Origin of the sequence: Mycobacterium sp. UNC410CL29Cvi84, from assembly GCF_000686745.1 — a bacterium.
Lineage (GTDB): Bacteria > Actinomycetota > Actinomycetes > Mycobacteriales > Mycobacteriaceae > Mycobacterium > Mycobacterium mucogenicum_B.
Genome location: NZ_JMLM01000003.1, coordinates 352,682 through 375,284, shown reverse-complemented (window position 1 = coordinate 375,284; position 22,603 = coordinate 352,682). Strand labels below are relative to the sequence as shown.

Genomic DNA, 22,603 nt, shown 5'->3' with positions numbered 1-22,603 from the left:
GCTCCCCTGTCCGGCGGCGAAAGTGAACAGTGAAAATGACTGACACCGAAGACAATTCGAACGAAATCGACACTTCGCCGCAGGAGGGGCAGGAACCCGCGCGGGCCAATGGCATGTCCGTGCCCGAGATGCGGGAGTGGCTGCGTAACTGGGTGGCCAATGCCACCGGACAGCCGGCGGACTCCATCAATGAGTCGGTGCCTATGGTCGAGCTCGGTCTGGCGTCGCGCGACGCGGTCGCCATGGCGTCCGACATCGAGGACCTCACCGGCGTCACGCTGACCGCGACGGTGGCGTTCCGGCACCCGACCATCGAGTCGCTGGCGCAGGTCATCATCGAGGGTGAGCCCGAGGAAGACATCGACGCGGCGAATGCCGAGGACTGGTCCCGCGACGCCGACGACGACGCGATGAACATCGCGGTCGTTGGTCTGGCCACCCGTTTCCCGGGTGACATGAACACGCCCGACGAGATGTGGCAGGCGCTGCTGGAAGGCCGCGACGCCATCACCGATCTGCCCGAGGGCCGCTGGGAAGAGTTCCTTTCCGAGCCCCGGATCGCCGAGCGCGTGGCCAAGGCCCGCACCCGCGGCGGCTACCTGTCGGACATCAAGGGCTTCGACGCCGAGTTCTTCGCGCTGGCCAAGATGGAAGCCGACAACATCGATCCGCAGCAGCGGATGGCGCTCGAATTGACCTGGGAGGCACTGGAGTTCGCCCGTATCCCGGCGTCGTCGCTGCGCGGCGAGTCGGTCGGTGTGTTCGTCGGCAGCTCGACCAACGACTACAGCTTCCTGTCGGTCTCGGACCCGTCGATCACGCACCCGTACGCCATCACCGGCACCGCGAGCAGCATCATCGCCAACCGGGTGTCGTACTTCTTCGACTTCCGCGGGCCGTCGATGGCCATCGACACCGCATGTTCGTCGTCGCTGGTCGCGATCCACGAGGGCGTCAAGGCGCTGCGGTCGGGTGAGGCCGACGTCGTGCTCGCCGGTGGCGTCAACGCCCTGGTGACCCCGATGGTGACGGTCGGTTTCGACGAGGTCGGTGGCGTCCTGGCGCCGGACGGCCGCATCAAGTCGTTCAGCGCCGACGCCGACGGCTACGCGCGCTCCGAGGGCGGCGGCATGGTCGTGCTCAAGCGCGTCGCCGACGCCCGTCGCGACGGTGACGAGATCCTCGCCATCATCGCCGGTTCGGCCATCAACCACGACGGCCGCTCCAACGGCATGCTGGCCCCCAACCCCGACGCGCAGGAAGCGGTGCTGCGTAAGGCGTACAAGGACGCCGGCATCGATCCCAAGACCGTCGACTACATCGAGGCGCACGGCACCGGCACCATCCTGGGTGACCCGATCGAGGCCGACGCGCTCGGCCGCGTCATCGGCCGCGGTCGCGCCGCCGACAAGCCGGCGCTGCTGGGCGCGGTGAAATCCAATGTGGGACACCTGGAGTCGGCTGCCGGTGCGGCCAGCGTCGCGAAGATGACGCTGGCGCTGTACCACGACAAGCTGCCGGCGTCGATCAACTACGCGGGCCCCAATCCGTACATCGACTTCGACAAGGAACACCTCAAGGTCAACGCCGAGCTGTCGGACTGGCCGCGCTACAGCGGCCACGCCATCGCCGGTGTCTCCGGTTTCGGTTTCGGTGGCGCCAACGCGCACCTCGTCATGCGTCAGGTGCTGCCCAGCGACCTCGTCGAGCCCGAGCCCGAAGAGGTTGTGGCCGAAGAGAAGCCGGCCTCGGACGCGGGTGCCGTCTACGTCGGTGGCGTCAAGATGGACGAGTACGGCGAGTTCATCGACGACGACAACGACACGCGCGGTGACGCCGAGTTCTACGGCTACGAGACCGACGACGAGCCCGAGCTCCCCGGTCTGACCGAGCGGGCGCTGGAGCTGATCGACGCCGGCCGCGCCGAGCTGGAAGCCGCCGAGCCGGTCAAGCGCATTGTGCCGCTGGCGGTTTCGGGCTTCCTGACCTCGCGCAAGAAGGCCGCTGCCGCGGAGCTGGCGGACTGGATCGACAGCGAGAAGGGCCGGTCCTACTCGCTGGAGTCGATCGGTCGCTCGCTGTCGCGCCGTAACCACGGCCGTTCGCGCGCAGTGGTTCTCGCGCACGACCACGACGAAGCCGTCAAGGGTCTGCGGGCCCTGGCCGAGGGCAAGCAGAGCCCGCTGGTGCTGGCCGCCGACGGCCCGGTCACGAACGGCCCGGTGTGGGTGCTCGCCGGTTTCGGTGCGCAGCACCGCAAGATGGGCAAGAGCCTGTACCTGAACGATCCGATCTTCGCCGAGTGGATCAACAAGGTCGACGCCCACATCCAGGATGAGCGCGGCTACTCGGTTGTCGAGCTGATCCTCGATGACGCCATCGACTACACCAACGAGACCTGCGAATACCCCATCGAGGTCGTCCAGACCGTGATCTTCGCGCTGCAGATCGCGCTCGGCGAGCTGCTGAAGGCGCACGGCGCGAAACCCGGTGCGGTCGTTGGTCAGTCGCTCGGTGAGGCGGCCGCGGCCTACTTCTCCGGTGGTCTGTCGCTGGCCGACGCCACCCGGACCATCTGCTCGCGCGCCCACCTCATGGGTGAGGGCGAGGCCATGCTGTTCGGCGAGTACATCCGCCTGATGGCGCTCGTCGAGTACTCGGCCGAGGAGATCAAGACGGTCTTCGCCGACTTCCCGGGCCTCGAGGTGTGCGTCTACGCCGCCCCGACCCAGACCGTCATCGGCGGTCCGCCGGAGCAGGTCGACGCGATCATCGCCCGCGCCGAATCCGAGGGCAAGTTCGCCCGCAAGATGCAGACCAAGGGTGCCAGCCACACGCAGCAGATGGACCCGCTGCTCGGCGAGCTGTCCGCGGAAATTCAGGGCATCGAGCCGCACCCGCTGCAGACGGCCTACTACTCGACGGTGCACGAGGGTCAGCTGATCCGGGCCGGCGCCGAGCCGATCCACGATGTCGACTACTGGAAGAAGGGGCTGCGCCACAGCGTCTACTTCACCCACGGCATCCGCAACGCCGTCGACAACGGGCACACGACCTTCCTCGAGCTCGCGCCGAACCCGGTGGCGCTCATGCAGGTTGGGCTCACCACCATGTCGGCCGGCCTGCATGACGGTCAGCTGATCCCGACCCTCGCCCGCAAGCAGGACGAGGTCGACTCGATGACCAACGCCATGGCGCAGCTGTTCGTGCACGGCCATGACCTGGACTTCCGGACGCTGTTCTCGCCGGCCGAGAACCCGGCCGTCGACTACGCGCCGATTCCGCCGACGCGCTTCAAGCGCAAGCCGCACTGGCTGGACGCGCACTTCACCGCCGACAGCTCGGCCATCGAGCCGGGCAGCCACGTCGCCACCCCGGACGGCCGGCACGTGTGGGAGTACGCCCCGCGCGGCGAGGTCGACGCTGCGGCGCTGGCCAAGCTGGTGAAAGCCGCTGCGGCGCAGGTGCTTCCGGATGCGGCGCTGACCGCGTTCGAGCAGCGCGCCATCCCGGGTGAGGGCTCGCGCCTGGTCACCACGCTGACCCGGCACCCCGGTGGCGGCACGGTGCAGGTGCACGCCCGCATGGGCGAGTCCTTCACGCTGGTGTACGACGCCGTCGTCACCCGCGGTGGCGATGGTGCGGCCCTGCCGGTCGCCATGGGTGGCACGGCGCTGCCGGCCGCCGTCGGCGCATCGGTGGCCGAAACTGCCGCAGCCGCACCGGAACCCGAAGACGATGCCGCGATCCTGCAGGACAACCTGACCGCGGGCGCCGGCCTGGCCGCCGGTTTCAAGAAGTGGTCGCCGGATTCCGGTGAGACTGTCGCGGACCGGTTGGGTGCCATCGTCGGTGGCGCCATGGGTTACGAGCCCGAGGACCTGCCGTGGGAGGTCCCGCTGATCGAGCTGGGTCTGGACTCGCTCATGGCGGTCCGGATCAAGAACCGCGTCGAGTACGACTTCGACCTGCCGCCGATCCAGCTGACCGCGGTGCGTGACGCCAACCTGTACGCGGTGGAGAAGCTGATCCACTACGCCATCGAGCACCGCGACGAGGTCGGTCAGCTCGCCGAGGCACAGAAGGGGCAGACGGCCGAGGAGATCGCCGCCGCGCAGGCCGAATTGATGGGTGGCGCAACGACGGTCGCCGAGCTGGAGGCCAAGCTGGCCGAGGCCGGGCACCCGCTGGCCGACAAGGACGACGCCAAGCCGGCGGCCGCCGAGATCGCGACAGATTCCGCTGTCGCACTGGAGGTTCCGCCGCCCCCGACGAACCCCGCCGGCCCGGCGGCCGTCCCGCCGCCGCCGACCAACCCGTCGGGTCCGGCCGGACCGAGCCAGGCCACCGCTGCTGCGGCTGCCGCCAAGGTCCTCACACAGGAGGCGGTCACCGAGGCGCTCGGCGCCGATGTGCCACCGCGCGACGCGGCGGAGCGCGTCACCTTCGCGACGTGGGCGATCGTCACCGGCAAGTCGCCGGGCGGCATCTTCAACGAGCTGCCGGCCGTCGACGACGCGACCGCGACCAAGCTGTCCGAGCGGCTCTCCGAGCGCGCCGAGGGCATCGTGACGGTCGAGCAGGTGCGGGCGGCCAAGACGATCGAAGAGCTGTCCACGATCGTGCGTGATCAGCTGGAAGACGGCGTGGTGGACGGCTTCGTCCGCACCCTGCGGGCACCGAAAGAAGATGGGCCGCAGGTACCCCTGTTCGTCTTCCACCCGGCCGGTGGTTCGACGGTGGTCTACGAACCGCTGTTGAAGCGCTTGCCCGAGGACATCCCGGTCTACGGCATCGAACGCGTCGAGGGCTCCATCGAGGAGCGCGCCGCCGAGTACGTGCCGAAGCTGCTGGAGATGCACAAGGGCCCGTTCGTCCTGGCCGGTTGGTCGCTGGGCGGCGCCCTGGCCTACGCCTGCGCCATCGGGCTCAAGCAGGCCGGCGCCGACGTCCGGTACGTCGGGTTGATCGACTGCGTGCGACCCGGCACGCCGATCGACAAGAGCCAGGCCGGCATGCGTGCCCGCTGGGATCGCTACGCCCGCTTCGCCGAGCGCACCTTCAACGTCGAGGTTCCGGAGATTCCGTACGAGGAACTGGAGAAGCTCGACGACGAGGGGCAGGTGAAGTTCGTGCTGGACATCGTCGCGCAGAGCGGCGTGCAGATTCCGGGCGGCATCATCGAGCACCAGCGCACGTCGTATCTCGACAACCGTGCGCTGGACACCATCGACATCCAGCCGTACGACGGCCACGTCGTGCTCTACATGGCAGACCGCTACCACGACGATGCGATCGTGTTCGAACCCGCGTACGCCACCCGCCAGCCCGACGGCGGGTGGGGCGAGTTCGCTCCCGATCTGGAGGTCGTGAATATCGGCGGCGAGCACATCCAGGCCATCGACGAGCCGTACATTGCCAAGGTCGGGGCGCACATGAGCCAGGCCATCAACCAGATCCAGGCCGGGAAGTAGTAGGAGAACCGTGACTGAAGTTACCGAACAGCGCAGCCCTGCCACGACGGCAGAGAAGCTCGCAGAGCTTCGCCGAAAGCTGGAGCTGGCAGCCGATCCCGGTGACGAGAAGGCCAAGGCGCGGCGCGACAAGAAGGGCATCCCGTCGGCCCGCGCCCGCATCCACGCGCTCGTCGACCCCGGCAGCTTCTTCGAGATCGGTGCGCTCGCCAAGACGCCCGGCGACCCGAACGCGCTGTACGGCGACGGTGTGGTGACCGGCCACGCCACCATCGACGGCCGCCCGGTCGCGGTGTTCAGCCATGACCAGACGGTGTTCCAGGGCTCGGTCGGCGAGATGTTCGGCCGCAAGGTCGCCAAGCTGATGGAGTGGGTGGCCATGGTCGGCTGCCCGATCATCGGCATCAACGACTCCGCCGGCGCCCGCATCCAGGACGCCGTCACCTCGCTGGCCTGGTACGCCGAGCTCGGCCGCCGCCACGAGATGCTGCGCGGCACGGTGCCGGAGATCTCGATCATCCTCGGCAAGTGCGCCGGTGGTGCTGTGTACTCGCCGATCCAGACCGACCTGTTGGTGGCCGTGCGCGACCAGGGCTACATGTTCATCACCGGCCCGGACGTCATCAAGGACGTCACCGGTGAGGACGTGACGTTCGACGAGCTCGGTGGCGCCGACATCCAGGCGCAGCGCGGCAACATCCACAAGGTCGTCGAGGACGAGGCGGCTGCCTTCCAGTACGTCCGCGACTACCTGAGCTTCCTGCCCGCCAACACCTGGGACGATCCGCCGATCGTGAACCCGGGCCTGGAGCCGGAGCTGACGCCGAGCGACTTCGAGCTGGACAAGATCGTGCCGGACGCCGACAACGCCGGCTACGACATGCACGACATCCTGCTGCGCATGTTCGACGACGGCGACATCTTCGAGATCGCCGACCAGCGCGCTCCGGAGATGATCACCGCGTTCGCGCGGGTCGACGGCCGGCCGGTCGGCGTCATCGCCAACCAGCCGCTGTTCATGGCCGGCGCGATCGGCAACGAGGCCTCCGACAAGGCGGCCGGGTTCATCCGGTTCTGCGACTCCTTCAACCTGCCTCTGGTTTTCGTCGTCGACACCCCCGGCGCCCTGCCGGGTGTCGCCGAGGAGACGGGCGGCATCATCAAGCGCGGTGGCCGCTTCTTCAACGCCATCGTCGAGGCCGACGTGCCGAAGGTGACGTTCGTGATCCGCAAGGCCTACGGCGGCGGTTACGCCGTCATGGGCTCGAAGCAGCTGTCGGCCGACCTCAACTTCGCGTGGCCGACCGCCCGCATCGCGGTGATCGGTGCCCAGGGTGCGGCGCAGCTGCTGGTGAAGCGCTTCCCCGATCCGACGGCGCCCGAGGTGCAGAAGATCAAGGCCGACTTCATCGAGGGCTACAACGCCAACATGGCGATTCCGTGGACCGCCGCTGAGCGGGGCTACATCGACGCCGTGATCCAGCCGCACGAGTCCCGGCTGCTGCTGCGCAAGTCGCTGAAGCTGTTGCGCGACAAGCAGAAGCACGACCGCATCGCCCGCAAGCACGGCCTGACCCCGCTGTAAGTCTCTCGCGAGCAGACGTAAATGTCCCCCGACACAACGTGTTTGGGGGACATTTGCGTCTGGTGGGTGGTGACGCATGACTGAGCCCGGGCCGCCGCCGAATCCTGCCGTGCTGCTCGCGGCCGGCGTCGCGGCGACGGCGGTCGGCAGCGCGGTGGCGGTGTACCGCGGCGCGGAGCGGCTGCCGGTCCTCGGGGATCTGTTGCGCCGCAGCCGTTCCGACATGATGGCGCGCGGTGAGCGGGCGCTGGTGCCGATCAAGGTGCTGATCGCGGACGTCGCAGCCCAGGTTGTCGAGCTGGTCCTCGATGAACTCGACCTCAACGAGTTGGTGCGCCGCCGTGTCGATCTGATCGGGCTGGCCAACGAGGTCATCGACGGCATCGACCTGCAGTCCGTCATCCGGGAATCCACCGACACGATGACCAACGAGGTCATGTCGGACGTGCGCAGCCAGGGGGAGCGGGCGGACGACGCGATCTCCGGGTTCGTCGACCGGCTGCTGGGCCGGGACCGCACATGAGCGACCGCACTGCCGGGATCGTCAGCCGGGGCGTGGCTGCCGTCATCGACCTGATGGTGGTCGGCGCGCTGCTTGGCCTGATCTACGGTGGATTGCGGTTGTGCGAGTTCATGTTTCGCCCCGTCATGTTCCACGTCCCGACGTTGTCTTTCGTCTACTCGACGGCGGCGACGTGCGTCGTCTCGGTGCTGTATCTGACCGCGTGCTGGGCGGTGTCGGGTAGTACGGTGGGCGCAGTGGTGATGGGATTGCGGGTCACCGGCCTGCGGGGGGAACGGGTCGCGCCGGTACGTTCCTGCCTGCGGGCCGTTGCCTGTGTGCTGTTTCCGGTGGGCTTGTTGTGGGTAGTGGTGGATCGTCGACGACGGTCGCTGCAGGACATAGTTTTTCGTACCAAGGTGGTGTACGCATGGCATTGACGGAATCGGGTCCCGGTCGGCCCCGTAACGGGGAAACGGTCACCGACAACGATGCCGGGGTGTTGCCGCCGGTACCGGACGGAACGCGCCGGGCCTTCTGGTGGCTCGAGCGTTTTGCGCCGGCGATCGGCGCCCGCTGGGCCACCGAATTGTGGTGCACAGTGCCCGATGTCGACCTCAGCACCAAGATGCCGCCCGGCCTGCCGGACAGCACGCCGCTGGAAGCATCGTGGGATGGGCACCGGATCGCCGGGCAGTCGTGGGGCTCCGGTCCGCTGGTGTACCTGGTGCACGGGTGGGGCGGGTGCCGGGCGCACATGGCGGTGTTCGTCAAACCCCTTGTCGCAGCGGGATATCGGGTCATCGCCTTCGACCTCCCCAGCCATCACGACTCGGAGCCGGGTGCACTGGCACCGGGCCGCACCACCATCGTCGAATGCGCGGAAGCGGTGCGGGCCGTCATCGCGAAGCACGGTCCGGCGCACGCGGTCATCGGGCATTCCCTGGGGGCGAAGGCGGCCGCGCTGGCAGCGGCGCGGGGCGCCGACGTCAAGCGACTGGTGTTCCTCGCGCCGATGGGCGATTTCAGGTGGTACCTGGACGCTTTCGCCGAGCGGCACAACTTCGGGCGGCGGATCCGCGACCGCCTGCACCGGCGCCTGGACCGCCGGATCGGGATGCCGCTGCTGGACACGGACATCACCGCGTCGGCCGCGCACGCGGGCGACCGGCCGCTGCTGCTCATCCACGACCCCGACGACCCGGACAGCCCGTACTCGTCCAGCACCGAGATCGCCGAGGTCTGGCCCGACGCACGGCTCGAAACCACCAAGGGTCTGGGCCGGCTGGCGCACTACCGGATTCTGCGCCACCGCCCGGCGATCACCGCGGGCGTTGATTTCATCGGAACGCCCTAGGGTGCTGCTGAATCGCGGGATCTGATGTTCGCGCGGCGGACGCAAATTCGACCCGCCGCGCGAACATCAGGGTCGGCTACACTGTTGAGTTATCAAGGTGCACAGCAGGTTTCAGTAGTGCGTGCGGCAGCTAGGCGGCCGCGTCGAGTCGCATGGTGCGGCGGTTGTGCGCGGGGATGGGTTTTCGGTGTGGGTCGACGGTGGCGGGTGGGATGAGCCAGGGGTGTTTGTCGAGGCCCATGACGACGTCCCAGCCGTCGTGGTGGATGTTGGCGTGGCAGGCCGGGCACAGCAGGCACCCGTTGCTCAGGCTGGTTTCGCCGCCGTGGGTCCAGTGCACGATGTGATGGGCATGGGTGCGTCCCGGTGGGGCGCCGCATTTGATGCAGCACTGATCCCGGTGATACAGGGCTTTGCGTAGCTGCGGTGGGAACAGCCGCTTCTCGCGGCCCATGTCGAGGGGTACCTGTTCGCCGTCGATGATCATGGTGGTGACGGTGGTGTCGCAGGTCAATCGGTCCAGGGTCAGGGTGCTGATCGACCCGATGAATTCCAGCGTGGCCAAATCGGGGGTGTCGGCGGGCACGGTCAGCAGCAGCTGGGTGCGCGGCGCGGAGGCGACGTCCCCGCCGCGGGCCGCGATATCCAACACCGCCTCCAACGCATCAGCCCGCCGCCGCGAGGCGGTGCGGGTGTCGGGGCTGCCGTCGGGTTCGGGCCGCGGCGCCGACCCTTGTTCCATCGCCGCGATGTATTTCGCGCCGACTTCGGCATCCAGGTCCGCGCGGATCTGCACCCGCCCGTCGCTGGTGACGCGGTGGTCGGCGGTGTTGATCGACCGATCCTCCGCGGCCGGCAGCCCACCTTCGGCCGCGGCGACCCGGTTGCCGAGCCGCCGCGCTCGGTTGCCGATGTCGGTGGGGGTGGCTCCGGAGAAGAACTGCCCCAACAGATCGGTCACCTGCGCGAACCGGGCGGCTTCATCCACCGGGCCGGGTGCGCGGGCCTGAATGTGGTTGATGCCTTTGACGATCGCATCGACATGCTCCCCCGAGATCACACCATCAGCAGCATGCGCCGCCAGGGTGGGCAGCGCCGGTAACGCGCCCGCCACACGCACCTGCCGCTGCGCCACCGACGGCGCACACCCCAACGCCATCAACAACTCCCGCGGCGTCCGGCCCTGCGCGGCCGCGGCCCCGCAGCGGTCGAGCACTCCGGTCAGCATCGCCGCCAAATGATCGATCACATTGCGCAGCTTCACCACGCACGTCATCGCCTCCACCGCGCTGTCCGGGGGCATGTGGTCGGGGACCTGCACGCCGCGGAGGGCGTCGAGGCTGGTGGTGAGATCCGTTGCGATTCCCATGCCCAAGAATATCGAACACCTGTTCGAATTGCAAGGAATTTTTGGCTATGTATCCGGACCTCGGTGACGGTGCTGGTGGTCTGCCTTGGAGAGAATCAGCCGAGCCGAGCACGGCCTGCGGTGTGTTACCGCGCTGATAAGAAATCGGGTCGCGCGGCTGCGGCAATGTGACGGGCGACGCACAGCCGCTGCTCCGCGTTCGCCTCGATCAACAAATCGTCGCAGGTAGGAACCGCGATGCCGAAATCGCGCTTGTTTCATGACATGACAGCCCTGTTAACGCGGTCGCACAGGCCCGGAGTGGTCCTGTGCGTTCTTTTGACAGCCGTCTGACCGGTTCTAGCCTCATGTTCCGACGGCTCGAAAGGAGGGCTTTGTGGCCGAGTTGGCAGGAAGCCCGGCGATGGCCGGCGACGCGTTGCTGCGGTTGTCCAAGTACTTTCACCGCGGGGAAATCTCCGGTGATCAGCGCACGATCCACAAGGTCGGCGGACGCTCGGCCGACGACTTCTATCGCGACCGCTGGGCACACGACAAGGTCGTGCGCTCCACGCACGGCGTCAACTGCACCGGTTCGTGCTCGTGGAAGATCTACGTCAAGGACGGCGTGATCACCTGGGAGTCGCAACAAACCGACTATCCGTCGATCGGCGCCGACAAGCCCGAATACGAGCCGCGCGGTTGTCCTCGCGGTGCCTCGTTCTCCTGGTACACGTATTCGCCTGCGCGCGTGCGGTATCCGTACGTCCGCGGTCTGCTGCTCGACTACTACCGCGAAGCCAAGGAGCGGCTACAGGACCCGGTGCTGGCCTGGGCCGACGTCGTCGAGGACCCCGAGAAGGCCAGGGCCTACAAGTCGGCGCGCGGCCGCGGTGGCTTCGTCCGCGCCGAATGGTGGGAGGCCGCCGAGATTGCTGCGGCCGCCCACGTCTACACCGTCAAGACCTACGGGCCCGACCGTGTCGCGGGCTTCTCGCCGATCCCCGCCATGTCGATGGTGAGCCATGCCGTTGGGGCACGGTTCATTTCGCTCATGGGCGGATCGATGCTGTCGTTCTACGACTGGTACGCCGACCTGCCGGTGGCATCGCCACAGGTGTTCGGCGACCAGACCGACGTCCCCGAATCCGCCGACTGGTTCGACGCCGGCTACCTCATCATGTGGGGCTCCAACGTCCCCGTCACCCGTACCCCCGACGCGCACTACATGACCGAGGCCCGTTATCGCGGTCAGAAAGTTGTTGTGGTGTCACCGGATTACGCCGACAACACCAAGTTCGCCGACGAATGGCTGCCGGCCCACCCGGGTACCGACGCCGCCCTCGCCATGTCGATGGGCCACGTCATTCTCAAGGAGTTCTTCGTCGAGAAGAACACCCCGTACTTCACCGACTACGTCAAGAAGTACACCGATCTGCCGTTCCTGGTGGCGCTGACCGAGCGCGATGGCCGGTTGGTGCCCGGAAAGTTCCTCACCGCAGCGGATCTCGGTGGCGAGTACGCCGACACCGAAGCCGCGGTCTCCAAGCCGGTACTGCTCGACGCTGGCGGCACCCCGGTGGTGCCCAACGGGTCCCTGGGCCATCGCTTCACCGCATCCGGTGAAGGGAAATGGAACCTGGACCTGCAGGGGGTCGACCCCCTCCTCACGCTGCACGGTGGCGCCAATGATGTCGCTACCGTTGCACTCCCTCGGTTCGATACTGATCAGCCCGGTGTCCTGGAACGCGGTGTGCCGACCAGAATCGTTGCCGGACAGCGCGTCACCACGGTGTTCGACCTCATGTTGGCGCAGTACGGCATCGCCCGTGATGGCCTGCCGGGCACCTGGCCCACCGGCTACGACGACGCCACCGAGCCGTACACCCCGGCGTGGCAGCAGGCCATCACGGGTGTGCCGGCCCAGGCGGCCGAACGTATCGCGCGCGAGTTCGCCGACAACGCAGAGCGTTCCAAGGGGCGCTCGATGATCCTCATGGGTGCCGGCACCAACCACTGGTTCCATTCGGATCAGATCTACCGTTCGTTCCTGTCTCTCGTGATGCTCACCGGCTGCCAGGGCGTCAACGGCGGTGGCTGGGCGCACTACGTAGGCCAGGAGAAGTGCCGTCCGGTAACGGGCTGGGGCACACTGGCATTCGGACTGGACTGGCAGCGCGCCCCGCGCCAGATGCAGGGCACCGTGTTCTGGTACCTGGCCACCGACCAGTGGCGCTACGACCGGTTCACCACCGAGCCGATGACCTCGCCGCTCGCCACCGGCACGCTGGCCTGCCGGACGGCGGCCGACAACATCGCTCTCGCGAGCCGGCTGGGGTGGATGCCGAGTTACCCCACGTTCAACCGCAATCCGCTGGACCTGGCCGACGAGGCCGAGCGGCAGGGCAAGGACGCGGCGCAGCACGTGCTCGACGGCCTGAAGTCCGGGCACCTGCAGTTCGCCTGCGAGGACCCGGACGCTCCGGAGAACTTCCCGCGCTGTCTGACGGTGTGGCGGTCGAACCTGTTGGGCTCGTCGGCGAAAGGCAACGAGTACTTCCTCAAGCACCTGCTGGGCGCGGACAACAACGTGGCGGCCAGCGACGAGGACGGGGTACACCCGCAGGACGTGCGTTGGCGCGACGAGGCCCCGGCCGGCAAGCTGGATCTGTTGCTGTCCTTGGACTTCCGCAACACCAGCACGACGTTGTACTCGGACATCGTGCTCCCGGCCGCGACGTGGTACGAGAAGCACGACCTGTCGAGCACCGACATGCATCCGTTCGTCCATGCGTTCTCGCCGGCCATCTCGCCGCCGTGGGAAACCAAGACCGACTTCGATGCCTTCCACCGCATCGCCCGTGGCTTTTCGTGGCTCGCCGAGAAGCATTTGGGTAAGCGCAAGGACATCGTCGCGATGCCGCTCGCACACGACAGCTCCGACGCCACCGCCCAGCCCGGCGGAAAAGTCCTGGACTGGAAAGCCGGTGAATGCGAACCGATCCCAGGCAAGACGATGCCGCGCCTGGTGACGGTGGAACGCGACTACCCGGCGCTGGCCGACAAGATGGCCGCCCTCGGCCCCCTCGTCGAGACCCTCGGCCTGACGGTCAAGGGCGTCACCACGCACCCCGACGCCGAGGTCGAGTACCTGGCCGGCGTCAACGGTGTGTCCGATCGCGGAGTCGCGGCGGGACGGCCGTCACTGGCCAAGGACACCCACGCGGCCGAAGCGATCCTGGCACTGTCCGGCACCACCAACGGCCGCCTGGCGGTCGAGGGTTTCGAGGCCCTGCAGCGCCGAACCGGGACGGAGCTCGTCGACCTGGCTGCCGAGAACGAGGGCAAACGAATCACCTTCGCGGACACGCAGTCCCGGCCGATGCCGGTGAACACCTCACCCGAGTGGTCGGGGTCCGAGACCGGTGGCCGGCGCTATTCACCGTTCACCATCAACACCGAGCGGCTCAAGCCGTGGCACACCCTCACCGGGCGCCAGCACTTCTATCTAGACCACGACTGGATGGACGAGATGGGGGAGCAGCTGCCGACGTTCCGTCCGCCGCTGGACATGACGGCGCTGTTCGACGAACCGGCGGTAGGTGACACCACTGGTGGCATCACCGTCCGTTACCTGACTCCGCACTCCAAGTGGTCCATCCACTCGGCGTACCAGGACAACCTGCACATGCTGACGCTTTCCCGTGGCGGACAGGCGATCTGGATGTCGGATGTCGATGCCGCCAAGATCGGGGTGAAGGACAACGACTGGATCGAGTGCACCAACCGCAACGGCGTGGTGAACGCCCGCGCGATCGTCAGTCACCGGATGCCCGAGGGCCTGGTCTTCATGTACCACGCCCAGGACAAGGCGGTCGACGTGCCGCGTACCGAGAAGACCGGTAAGCGCGGCGGTATCCACAACGCCCTGACCCGCATCATGATCAAGCCCACGCACTTGATCGGCGGTTATGCCCAGCAGTCCTTTGCGCTGAACTACCACGGTCCCACCGGAAATCAGCGCGACGAGGTGACGACGATCCGTCGCCGTTCGCAAGAAGTGGAGTACTGACCTATGAGAGTCATGGCGCAACTTGCGATGGTGATGAACCTCGACAAGTGCATCGGCTGTCACACCTGCAGCGTCACCTGCAAGCAGGCGTGGACCAACCGCAGTGGTGTCGAGTATGTCTGGTTCAACAACGTGGAAACCCGCCCCGGACAAGGCTATCCGCGGCAGTACCAGGACCAGGAACGCTGGAAGGGCGGCTGGACGCTCAACAAGCGCGGCAAGCTCACGCTGAAATCGGGCTCCCGGTTCAAGCGGTTGCTGAACATCTTCGCCAACCCGGACCTGCCCACGGTCAGTGACTATTACGACCCGTGGACCTACGACTATGACAACCTGCTGTCGTCGCCACTGATGGACACCACGCCCGTGGCGCGGCCCAAGTCGCTGATCACCGGGCAGGACACCAAGGTCACCTGGGGTGCCAACTGGGATGACGACCTCGGCGGCGGACCTGAACAGGTGGGCCGGGATCCGTTGCTGGCCAAGGTCGAAGAGGTCAGCCAGAAGGTCAAGCTCGAATTCGAGCAGACGTTCATGTTCTACCTGCCGCGGATCTGCGAGCACTGCCTGAACCCGGCCTGTGCTGCCGCCTGCCCGTCGGGCGCCATCTACAAACGTGCCGAGGACGGCATCGTCCTGGTCGACCAGGACAAGTGCCGCGGCTGGCGGCAATGCGTCACCGGCTGCCCGTACAAGAAAATCTACTTCAACCACAGGACCGGCAAGGCCGAAAAGTGCACCTTCTGCTACCCGCGCGTCGAGGTCGGCATCCCCACCGTCTGCTCGGAGACGTGTGTGGGCCGGCTGCGCTACATCGGCGTCATGCTGTACGACGCCGACAAGGTGCTCGAGGCGGCCTCGGTCACCGATGACCAGGACCTCTACCCGTCGCAGCTCGGGGTGTTCCTCAACCCGCACGACCCGCGGGTGGTCGCCGAAGCAGAGCGCGCCGGCATCTCGCCCGAATGGATTGAGGCTGCACAGAATTCACCGGTGTACCGGCTGATCGTCGATTACCAGGTGGCGCTGCCGCTGCACCCGGAATACCGCACCATGCCGATGGTCTGGTACGTCCCGCCGCTGTCCCCGGTGGTCGACATCCTCAAGGAGACCGGCCACGACGGTGAGAACAAGAACAACCTGTTCGGGGCCATCGACACGCTGCGCATCCCGATCGAGTACCTCGCCGAGCTCTTCACCGCGGGGGAGGTCGGGCCCGTCCGGGCGGCCTTGCAGCGCTTGGCCGCCATGCGCGCCTACATGCGGTCGGCCAACCTCGGCGAGGAGTTCGACGAGACCATCCCCGAGTCAGTGTGCCTGACCGGCGAGGAGATCGAGTCGATGTACCGGCTGCTGGCCATCGCCAAATACCAAGACCGATACGTCATTCCGAGCGGTGCGGGTTCCGACGCGCACCGACTCGACGCGATCGCGACCGGTTGTAGCCTCGACGGCGATGGTGGCCCGGGAATGACGGCCTTCGACGCCATGGCCGACAAGTTTCACCTCGTCGACACCAACAGCGCTGTGCCGAAGGATGATCCGACACGGGTCAACCTGCTCAACTGGGACGGTCGCAGTCCCGACGGGCTGGTGCCGACCCGATGAAGCTCCTGTCCCTGGGGCGCCGGACGGCGACCGGTCCGGACCTGACCGATCATCAGCAACGGCTGGTGTGGCGCATCACGGCACTGTTGCTCGACTACCCGACCGCCGAAACATGCGCCCTCACTGACGAACTGGCTGCGGCCGCAGATGAACTACCGGAGCCGATCCGCACTCACGTGACCGACTTCATCCGGCACTTCCGCGAAACGGACGCGACCGAACGCGCCACGCGCTACGTCGAGACGTTCGACATGCGCCGGCGGGCCAGCTTGCATCTGACGTACTACGCCTACGGAGACACCCGTAAGCGCGGGATGGCGCTGTTGCGGTTCAAGCATGCCTACCGGCAGGCGGACATCACCATCGGCGACGAAGAACTGCCCGACTACCTGCCGCTGGTGCTCGAATTCGCCGCCACCGTCGACCAGGCGCGCGGCGAACGCCTGCTGGCCGAGCACGTTCCGGTTCTCGAACTGTTGCGGCTCTCGTTGCAGGACAGCAATTCTCCATACGTCGACCTGCTGGCCGCGGTCCTGGCGACCCTGCCGCCCATCAACACCGCCGATCGCCGGCGCATCACAGAACTCGCTGCCGACGGGCCGCCCGAGGAAGACGTGGGTCTAGACCCGTTCGGCATGGATCCGATGATGATGGATCCCGCCATGACTGGAGGCAGACGATGACCAACCTCTTGTGGATGACGTTGCCGTACATCGCCTTCACGTCGTTCGTTCTGGGCCACATCTGGCGCTACCGGACCGACCAATTCGGCTGGACCACAAGGTCATCGCAGATCTACGAAAGCCGCTTGCTGCGGCTGGGCAGCCCGCTGTTCCACTTCGGCATCCTCGGTGTGCTCGGCGGACACGTTGTCGGCCTGCTGATCCCGGAAGCGTGGACCTCGGCGATCGGCATCTCCGAGCACACCTACCACTTGATCGCGATCGGCATGGGCGCACCGGCCGGGTTCGCGGTGATCGCCGGTGCCGCCATCCTGCTGTACCGCCGGACCACAGTGCCCGCGGTGCGCGCTGCCACCACCACCAGCGACAAGCTGATGTATCTGCTGCTGGTCGGTGCCCTGGTCACCGGCATGGTCAACACCCTGGGCAATGCGGTGTCGGCTTACAACTACCGGGAGACGGTGTCTCCTTGGCTGCGTCGCCTTTTCACCCCGCACCCCATGCCCGAGTTGATGTCGACGGCGCCGCTGTCCTTCCAGGTGCACGTGCTCATCGTGTTGACGTTGTTCGGCATCTGGCCGTACACCCGGCTGGTGCACATGTTCAGCGCCCCGGTCGGCTACCTCGTGCGGCCATATGTCGTCTACCGGAGCCGGGATCCGCAGCGCACCAGCAACAATCGCTACGCAAAGGCCTGGGTGACGCCGCAGGCTCCGCCGCCGCGCAGCCGTTGGGTCTAGGTCCTACTGCTGTGTCGTTCGGCGTTCGGGACGCCTCACACTATGACCAGCAGGCGGGTGAGTGAATTGTCACTGCCGGGTCATCGCCCGGAGCCTCGAGGAAACATGAAAATTCTATGTTTGCAACATGTTTCGATCACGAACCATCGCCGACTGGGACCCCGAAGACATCGTGGCCTGGGAGGCCGGTAACAAGAATATCGCCCGGCGGAACCTGATCTGGTCGGTGATCGCGGAGCACATCGGGCTGTCGGTCTGGACCATGTGGTCGGTCATGGTGCTGTTCATGCCGCAGTCGGTGTACGGCTTCACCGCCGGGGACAAGTTCCTGCTGGCCGCCACCGCGACGCTCGTCGGTGGCTGCCTGCGCATCCCGTACACCATGGCGACCGCGACCTTCGGTGGCCGTAACTGGACCGTCTTCTCCGCGCTCGTCCTCTTCATTCCGACGCTGGGCAGCATGTGGCTGCTGGCGCATCCGGGACTTCCGTTGTGGCCCTACCTGTTGTGCGCGGCACTCGCCGGCCTCGGTGGCGGTAACTTCGCGTCGTCGATGACCAACATCAACGCGTTCTACCCGCAGCGGCTCAAGGGTTGGGCGCTCGGAATCAACGCCGGTGGAGGTAATCTCGGCGTGCCGGCCATCCAGGTGGTGGGCCTGCTTGTGATCGCCGTCGCGGGTAACCGGGCGCCCTACTGGGTGTGCGCGATCTACCTGGTTCTGCTGGCCGTCGCGGCGGTCGGCGCCGCGCTGTTCATGAACAACCTCGCGCAGCATCGAATCGACGCCGGGGCAATGCGTTCCATCCTGACGGTGCCGGACACCTGGAGCGTCGCCTTCCTGTACATCGGGACCTTCGGCTCGTTCATCGGCTTCTCGTTCGCCTTCAGTCAGATTCTGCAGATCAACTTCGTCGCCGGTGGTCAGAGTGCCGCGCAGGCGGCACTGCACGCGGCGCAGATCGCCTTCGTGGGTCCGCTGCTGGGCTCGCTGGCCCGGGTCTACGGTGGCAAGCTCGCCGACCGTATCGGCGGGGCCCGCGTGACCATGATGGCCTTCACCGGCATGATTCTCTTTGGCGCGCTGCTGATCTTGGCGTCGACCTATCACGACCACACCGGCGGTGCTGTCGATGCAGCGACCCTGACCTGCTTCATCGTCGGCTTCGTCGCGCTGTTCATCCTGTCGGGGATCGGCAACGGCTCGGTGTACAAGATGATCCCGTCGATCTTCGAGGCCCGCAGCCATTCAGTGGTGGGCAGCGAGACCGACCGGCAGAACTGGTCCCGCGGGATGTCCGGTGCCCTCATCGGCTTCGCCGGTGCCATCGGTGCGCTCGGAGGTGTGGGCATCAACCTGGCGCTGCGGCAGTCCTACCTGTCCAACGGCTCTGCCACTGCGGCGTTCTGGGTCTTTGTCACCTTCTACGTCGCCGCCCTGGCCCTGACCTGGACGCGCTACATCCGGACCCCGCTGCCTGTGGTCGCACCCGCCCAGCAGGCCGAAGCGGTCGGCGTGGCCTGAGTCGGCCGTCTGGCTAGTTGCTGTGCGGGTCGGCCGAGTTCAGAACGGCCACTGCATGGTCGTACTCACCACGTACTTCCGCATAGCGTAGAAACTTGACGTTCTCCACCTGAATCTCGTCGGCATCGGGCTGGTTCTCGAGGATGTCGACGACTTCACTCACGAACTGGTCGAGCGGCATCGCCCACTCGCTGTCGCGCTGCCCGGGGACAAGATCGGTCCGCACCGCCGGCGGCTGGAGTTCCTTGAATTCGACTGCGGAGCCGGCGAATTGCAGCCGTAGTGTCTCGGTCAGCAGGTGGACGGCAGCCTTGGAAGCGTTGTAGCTCGGAGTCACCTTGAGCGGGGTGAATCCCAGGCCTGATGACACGGTGATGACGGTGGCAGCGGGTTGGGTCTGCAGATGTTCGATGAATGCGGCGATGAGCCGGATCGTGCCCAGCACGTTGGTGGTGATGGTGGATTCTGCCGCGGCCAGGAAGCCCTGCGGAGCGTGCCAGTCTTCGATCTTCATCACCCCGGCCATGGTGATCACCACGTTCAGATCGGGATGCTCGGCCAGCACCTGCGCTGCGGCGGCCTGGATGCTGTCGGCGTCCGCGGTGTCGATACGGACGGCGTCGATGCCGGGATGTTCGGCGGTGATCTGTTGTAGCAACTGATCGCGACGGCCACCGATGATGACCTTATTTCCTTTGTTCCGCAGTGCGATTGCCAGTGCGAGGCCGATGCCGCTCGTAGCACCCGGGATGAAAATGGTGTTGCCGGAGATCTTCATGGTTCCAAGCCTGCTCGCGCGGTGAGCATCTGTCACATGCATATCTATGATGTTCGGCATGCTCACCACGCATACCGAGCGCGCAGACTTGAATCTGCTGACACCATTGGTCGCACTGCTCGAGGAACGACAGGTGTCGCGCGCAGCGTCCCGAGTCGGGCTGAGTCAACCCGCCATGAGCCGTGCCTTGCAGCGCCTGCGCAGACTGCTCGATGACCCGCTGCTGGTTCGTGATCCAGAAGGATTCCGACTATCGGCCCGCGCCGAGGACATTCATCGTCAGCTCGCCACGCTGATACCGCTGCTCGAAAACCTTCTGTCGCCTGCGGAGTTCGATCCTCGCGCATCGACGCAGCCTGTCAATGTTGCCGGGAGTGACTACGCTGTCCACACTTACGGTCCCGCCATCGCTCGGCTGATCCGGTCGCAGTCGCCTGACACGGCGGTACGTTTCCGCAGTTGGCGCCCCGATGGGATCGAGGATCAGATCCGCCGTGGCGCGGTCGATCTGGGCCTCTACGGGGGTCACACGCCGGATGACCTGAACGCCACGCAGCTCATCACCGAGCAGTTCAAGTGTGTTGTCTCAGAAGGGCATCCACTGGCCACGCGAGGCTCGGTAACCCTCGAGGATTATCTTGAATGCAGTCATATGGTCGTGGATGTGGCGGATGGGAAGCAGCCTGATATCGACTACCGCCTCGCGGAGCTGGGCAGGGCCCGCCGGGCGGTGGTCACGGTGCCGTATCACACCGCGACGCTTCCGATGCTTCATGGAACCGATTTGGTGGCAACACTTCCCGGTCGATTCATCGACGCTTGGATCGCCGGCTCAGAACTACGCTTGCTGCCCGCACCGGTCGAGATCGCGACGATGCCCTACCGGATGATCTGGCATCCTGCGTTCGAACTCGATCGTCGCCACCAATGGCTGCGGGAGTGCGTGCGCAGGGCCGTCATCGACCACGAGTGACGTCAGTGTTTCCCGGAGTACGTCGCCTTCACGGTGGGTGATGCGAAGGCGATCAGGGGAGTTGACGGCGGGGTCGTGCTGGTTACTGTCGCCGGTCCGTCGGATGCTCGGAGGGCCGCTTGGTCGTGGTGGGCGGTCGCTAGCGCGAGGGTTCCCATGACCGCCAGGGCGCCGGCTCCGATGATCGCCGCGACCGTACGGACCACCGACGTGGATTGTGCTGTGTTGGACATGTGTAGCTCCTTGTGCTGGTGAGTAGTTGTTTGGGTGCCGCGGCTATTCGCCGCTCGCGGCAGCCAGTTCGGCCCGCCGGGCCTCCCGGCGCTTCGACGTACTCAGGTTCCCGGCCGCGCGCGGATCTGAAATACCCAGTGCGGAAAGACGTTCGGATTCAGAAACCCCACCCCAGATGCCGTACGGCTCGCCGGACAGCAGCGCAAAGGCGGCGCACGGGGCCTTCACCGGGCATTGGCGACAGATCTCTTTGGCGCGTTGTTCACGCTGTCTACGCGCCCGGCCCCGTTCGTTGTCGGGGTGAAAGAAGATGCTGGAATCCATTGAACGGCAACGGGCAGACTCCTGCCATTCCCATTCGTCGGCCACCGGCCGGATCGCCGGTGCGGGCAGTGGCAACGCGGTTCGCTTCCCGATCATGTTCTACCTCGTGCTTCCTACTCGGTTGTTGGTCACTCGGTGACCCGTTGGCCTTTACCGACGACCGTCACCCCACCGTCCGAGATGACGAAGCCGCGTGCCCTGTCGTGCTCTTTGTCGACGCCGACCTGGGCGCCGGGCGGAATCACGACGTTCTTGTCGACAATGGCGTTGCGTACCAAGGCATGTGCGCCGATCACGGTGTTGTCCAAGATCACCGAGCGATCCACGGTGGCGTATTCCTCCACACGGACACCCGGCGACAGCACGGACTCGCGCACCAGCGCGCCGGAGATGATCACGCCGTTGGAGATGACGCTGTTGACGGCGCGGCCCACCCGGTCGCCGTCGTCGTGGACGAACTTCGCCGGCGGGTGGGGCGGAATGTGCGTCAGGATCGGCCACGCGCTGTTGTACAAGTCGAAAGCCGGGACCACGGCGCACAGGTCCATGTGGGAGTCGTAGTAGGAGTCCAGCGTTCCGACGTCGCGCCAGTAACCACTGTTCTCGGCATGGGAGCCCGGGACGTGGTTGCTCTGAAAGTCGTAGACCTGGGCGCGGCCCTGTTCGACCATCAGCGGCATGATGTCGCCACCCATGTCGTGCTTGCTGAACTCGTCGGCGGCGTCAGCGTGTAGCGCATCGATGAGCACCTCGGTCGAGAAGACATAGTTGCCCATCGAGACGAACGATTCGTCGGGAGCGTCGGGTAGGCCGGGCGGGTCGGCCGGCTTCTCCAGGAACGCCTCGACCTGGCGTCCGTCGGCTGCGGTCTTGATCACGCCGAAGGCGCTCGCCTCGCCACGCGGCACCCGGATTCCGGCGACGGTGGCGCCGGCGCCTCCGTCGATGTGCTGCTGGATCATCTGCCGCGGGTCCATGCGGTACACGTGATCGGCGCCGAAAACCACAACGAGATCGGGCTTTTCGTCGTGAATGAGGTTCAGCGACTGGTGGATGGCGTTGGCTGAGCCGGTGTACCACTGCGGCCCCAGTCGCTGCTGGGCGGGCACCGGGGTGACGTAGTTGCCGAGCAGGCTGCTCATCCGCCACGTCGTGGTGATGTGGCGATCGAGGCTGTGGCTCTTGTACTGCGTGAGGACCGCGATCCGCAGCACTCCGGCGTTCACCAGATTCGACAAGGCGAAGTCGACCAATCGGTACAGCCCGGCGAACGGCACCGCGGGCTTGGCCCGGTCGAGTGTCAGTGGGGACAGTCGCTTGCCCTCGCCTCCGGCCAGGACCAGACCGAGGATTTTCGGATCGGCCATGTGGATTCTCCTTCTGGGCAGCGGGCGACGGCT

16 protein-coding genes are annotated in these 22,603 nt (G+C 66.4%); 11 read left to right on the top strand and 5 right to left on the bottom strand.

What is annotated here, in order from left to right; all coding sequences use genetic code 11:
* Nucleotides 1-35 precede the first annotated feature (35 nt).
* From pks13 to BR47_RS0107790, 5 genes are all read left to right on the top strand, one after another.
* A complete protein-coding gene (gene pks13 / locus BR47_RS0107810; RefSeq protein WP_029119144.1) occupies nt 36-5,474 on the top strand; it encodes a polyketide synthase Pks13 in 5,439 nt (1,812 codons plus the stop codon).
* A gap of 10 nt (nt 5,475-5,484) precedes the next feature.
* Nucleotides 5,485-7,059 carry an acyl-CoA carboxylase subunit beta gene (locus BR47_RS0107805; protein ID WP_020099539.1) on the top strand — a complete coding sequence of 525 codons (1,575 nt, stop codon included), beginning with the start codon at nt 5,485-5,487 and terminating at the stop codon, nt 7,057-7,059.
* A 76-nt stretch (nt 7,060-7,135) separates the two neighbouring features.
* Nucleotides 7,136-7,582 (top strand): hypothetical protein, encoded by a 447-nt coding sequence (locus BR47_RS0107800; RefSeq protein ID WP_020099538.1) that lies wholly within the window; start codon nt 7,136-7,138, stop codon nt 7,580-7,582.
* Nucleotides 7,579-8,001 (top strand): RDD family protein, encoded by a 423-nt coding sequence (locus tag BR47_RS0107795; RefSeq protein WP_020099537.1) that lies wholly within the window; start codon nt 7,579-7,581, stop codon nt 7,999-8,001. The genes BR47_RS0107800 and BR47_RS0107795 overlap by 4 nt, the downstream gene beginning before the upstream one ends.
* The gene (locus BR47_RS0107790; protein ID WP_029119143.1) at nt 7,992-8,918 is read left to right on the top strand and encodes an alpha/beta fold hydrolase; all 927 of its coding nucleotides are present in this window, start codon (nt 7,992-7,994) and stop codon (nt 8,916-8,918) included. The genes BR47_RS0107795 and BR47_RS0107790 overlap by 10 nt, the downstream gene beginning before the upstream one ends.
* Before the next feature lie 130 nt (nt 8,919-9,048).
* Here the strand turns inward: BR47_RS0107790 and BR47_RS0107785 are convergent, their stop codons facing one another.
* Nucleotides 9,049-10,287 (bottom strand): HNH endonuclease, encoded by a 1,239-nt coding sequence (locus tag BR47_RS0107785; RefSeq protein ID WP_029119142.1) that lies wholly within the window; start codon nt 10,285-10,287, stop codon nt 9,049-9,051.
* Nucleotides 10,288-10,690: 403 nt separating this feature from the next.
* Here BR47_RS0107785 and BR47_RS0107780 point away from each other — a divergent pair, with 403 nt between their 5' ends.
* From BR47_RS0107780 to BR47_RS0107760, 5 genes are all read left to right on the top strand, one after another.
* Nucleotides 10,691-14,338 (top strand): nitrate reductase subunit alpha, encoded by a 3,648-nt coding sequence (locus tag BR47_RS0107780; protein WP_020099534.1) that lies wholly within the window; start codon nt 10,691-10,693, stop codon nt 14,336-14,338.
* Nucleotides 14,339-14,350: 12 nt separating this feature from the next.
* Nucleotides 14,351-15,946, top strand: coding sequence for a nitrate reductase subunit beta (narH, locus tag BR47_RS0107775; RefSeq protein WP_029119141.1), 1,596 nt, complete (start codon nt 14,351-14,353; stop codon nt 15,944-15,946).
* Nucleotides 15,943-16,629: a nitrate reductase molybdenum cofactor assembly chaperone gene (gene narJ / locus BR47_RS0107770; protein ID WP_029119140.1), complete on the top strand. Its 687-nt coding sequence runs from the start codon at nt 15,943-15,945 to the stop codon at nt 16,627-16,629. The genes narH and narJ overlap by 4 nt, the downstream gene beginning before the upstream one ends.
* Nucleotides 16,626-17,369, top strand: a complete 744-nt coding sequence (gene narI, locus BR47_RS0107765; RefSeq protein ID WP_029119139.1) for a respiratory nitrate reductase subunit gamma — start codon at nt 16,626-16,628, stop codon at nt 17,367-17,369. The genes narJ and narI overlap by 4 nt, the downstream gene beginning before the upstream one ends.
* 127 nt (nt 17,370-17,496) lie before the next feature.
* On the top strand, nt 17,497-18,894 hold the full coding sequence (locus tag BR47_RS0107760) for a nitrate/nitrite transporter (RefSeq protein WP_029119138.1): 1,398 nt from the start codon (nt 17,497-17,499) through the stop codon (nt 18,892-18,894).
* Between the two features lie 13 nt (nt 18,895-18,907).
* Here the strand turns inward: BR47_RS0107760 and BR47_RS0107755 are convergent, their stop codons facing one another.
* A complete protein-coding gene (locus BR47_RS0107755) occupies nt 18,908-19,672 on the bottom strand; it encodes an SDR family oxidoreductase (RefSeq protein ID WP_029119137.1) in 765 nt (254 codons plus the stop codon).
* Nucleotides 19,673-19,730: 58 nt separating this feature from the next.
* On the opposite strand from BR47_RS0107755, the gene BR47_RS0107750 reads away from it, so the two are divergent.
* Nucleotides 19,731-20,645, top strand: a complete 915-nt coding sequence (locus BR47_RS0107750; protein ID WP_029119136.1) for a LysR substrate-binding domain-containing protein — start codon at nt 19,731-19,733, stop codon at nt 20,643-20,645.
* A 2-nt stretch (nt 20,646-20,647) separates the two neighbouring features.
* Here the strand turns inward: BR47_RS0107750 and BR47_RS32970 are convergent, their stop codons facing one another.
* Genes BR47_RS32970 through glgC form a run of 3 tightly spaced genes read right to left on the bottom strand, consistent with a single transcriptional unit; the run spans nt 20,648 to nt 22,570 of the window.
* The gene (locus BR47_RS32970) at nt 20,648-20,878 is read right to left on the bottom strand and encodes a hypothetical protein (RefSeq protein ID WP_138158620.1); all 231 of its coding nucleotides are present in this window, start codon (nt 20,876-20,878) and stop codon (nt 20,648-20,650) included.
* Between the two features lie 43 nt (nt 20,879-20,921).
* Nucleotides 20,922-21,278 (bottom strand): WhiB family transcriptional regulator, encoded by a 357-nt coding sequence (locus BR47_RS32475; RefSeq protein WP_404822241.1) that lies wholly within the window; start codon nt 21,276-21,278, stop codon nt 20,922-20,924.
* 53 nt (nt 21,279-21,331) lie between these two features.
* Complete coding sequence (gene glgC / locus BR47_RS0107740) at nt 21,332-22,570, bottom strand: glucose-1-phosphate adenylyltransferase (RefSeq protein ID WP_029119135.1); 1,239 nt, start codon at nt 22,568-22,570, stop codon at nt 21,332-21,334.
* Nucleotides 22,571-22,603: the final 33 nt, after the last annotated feature.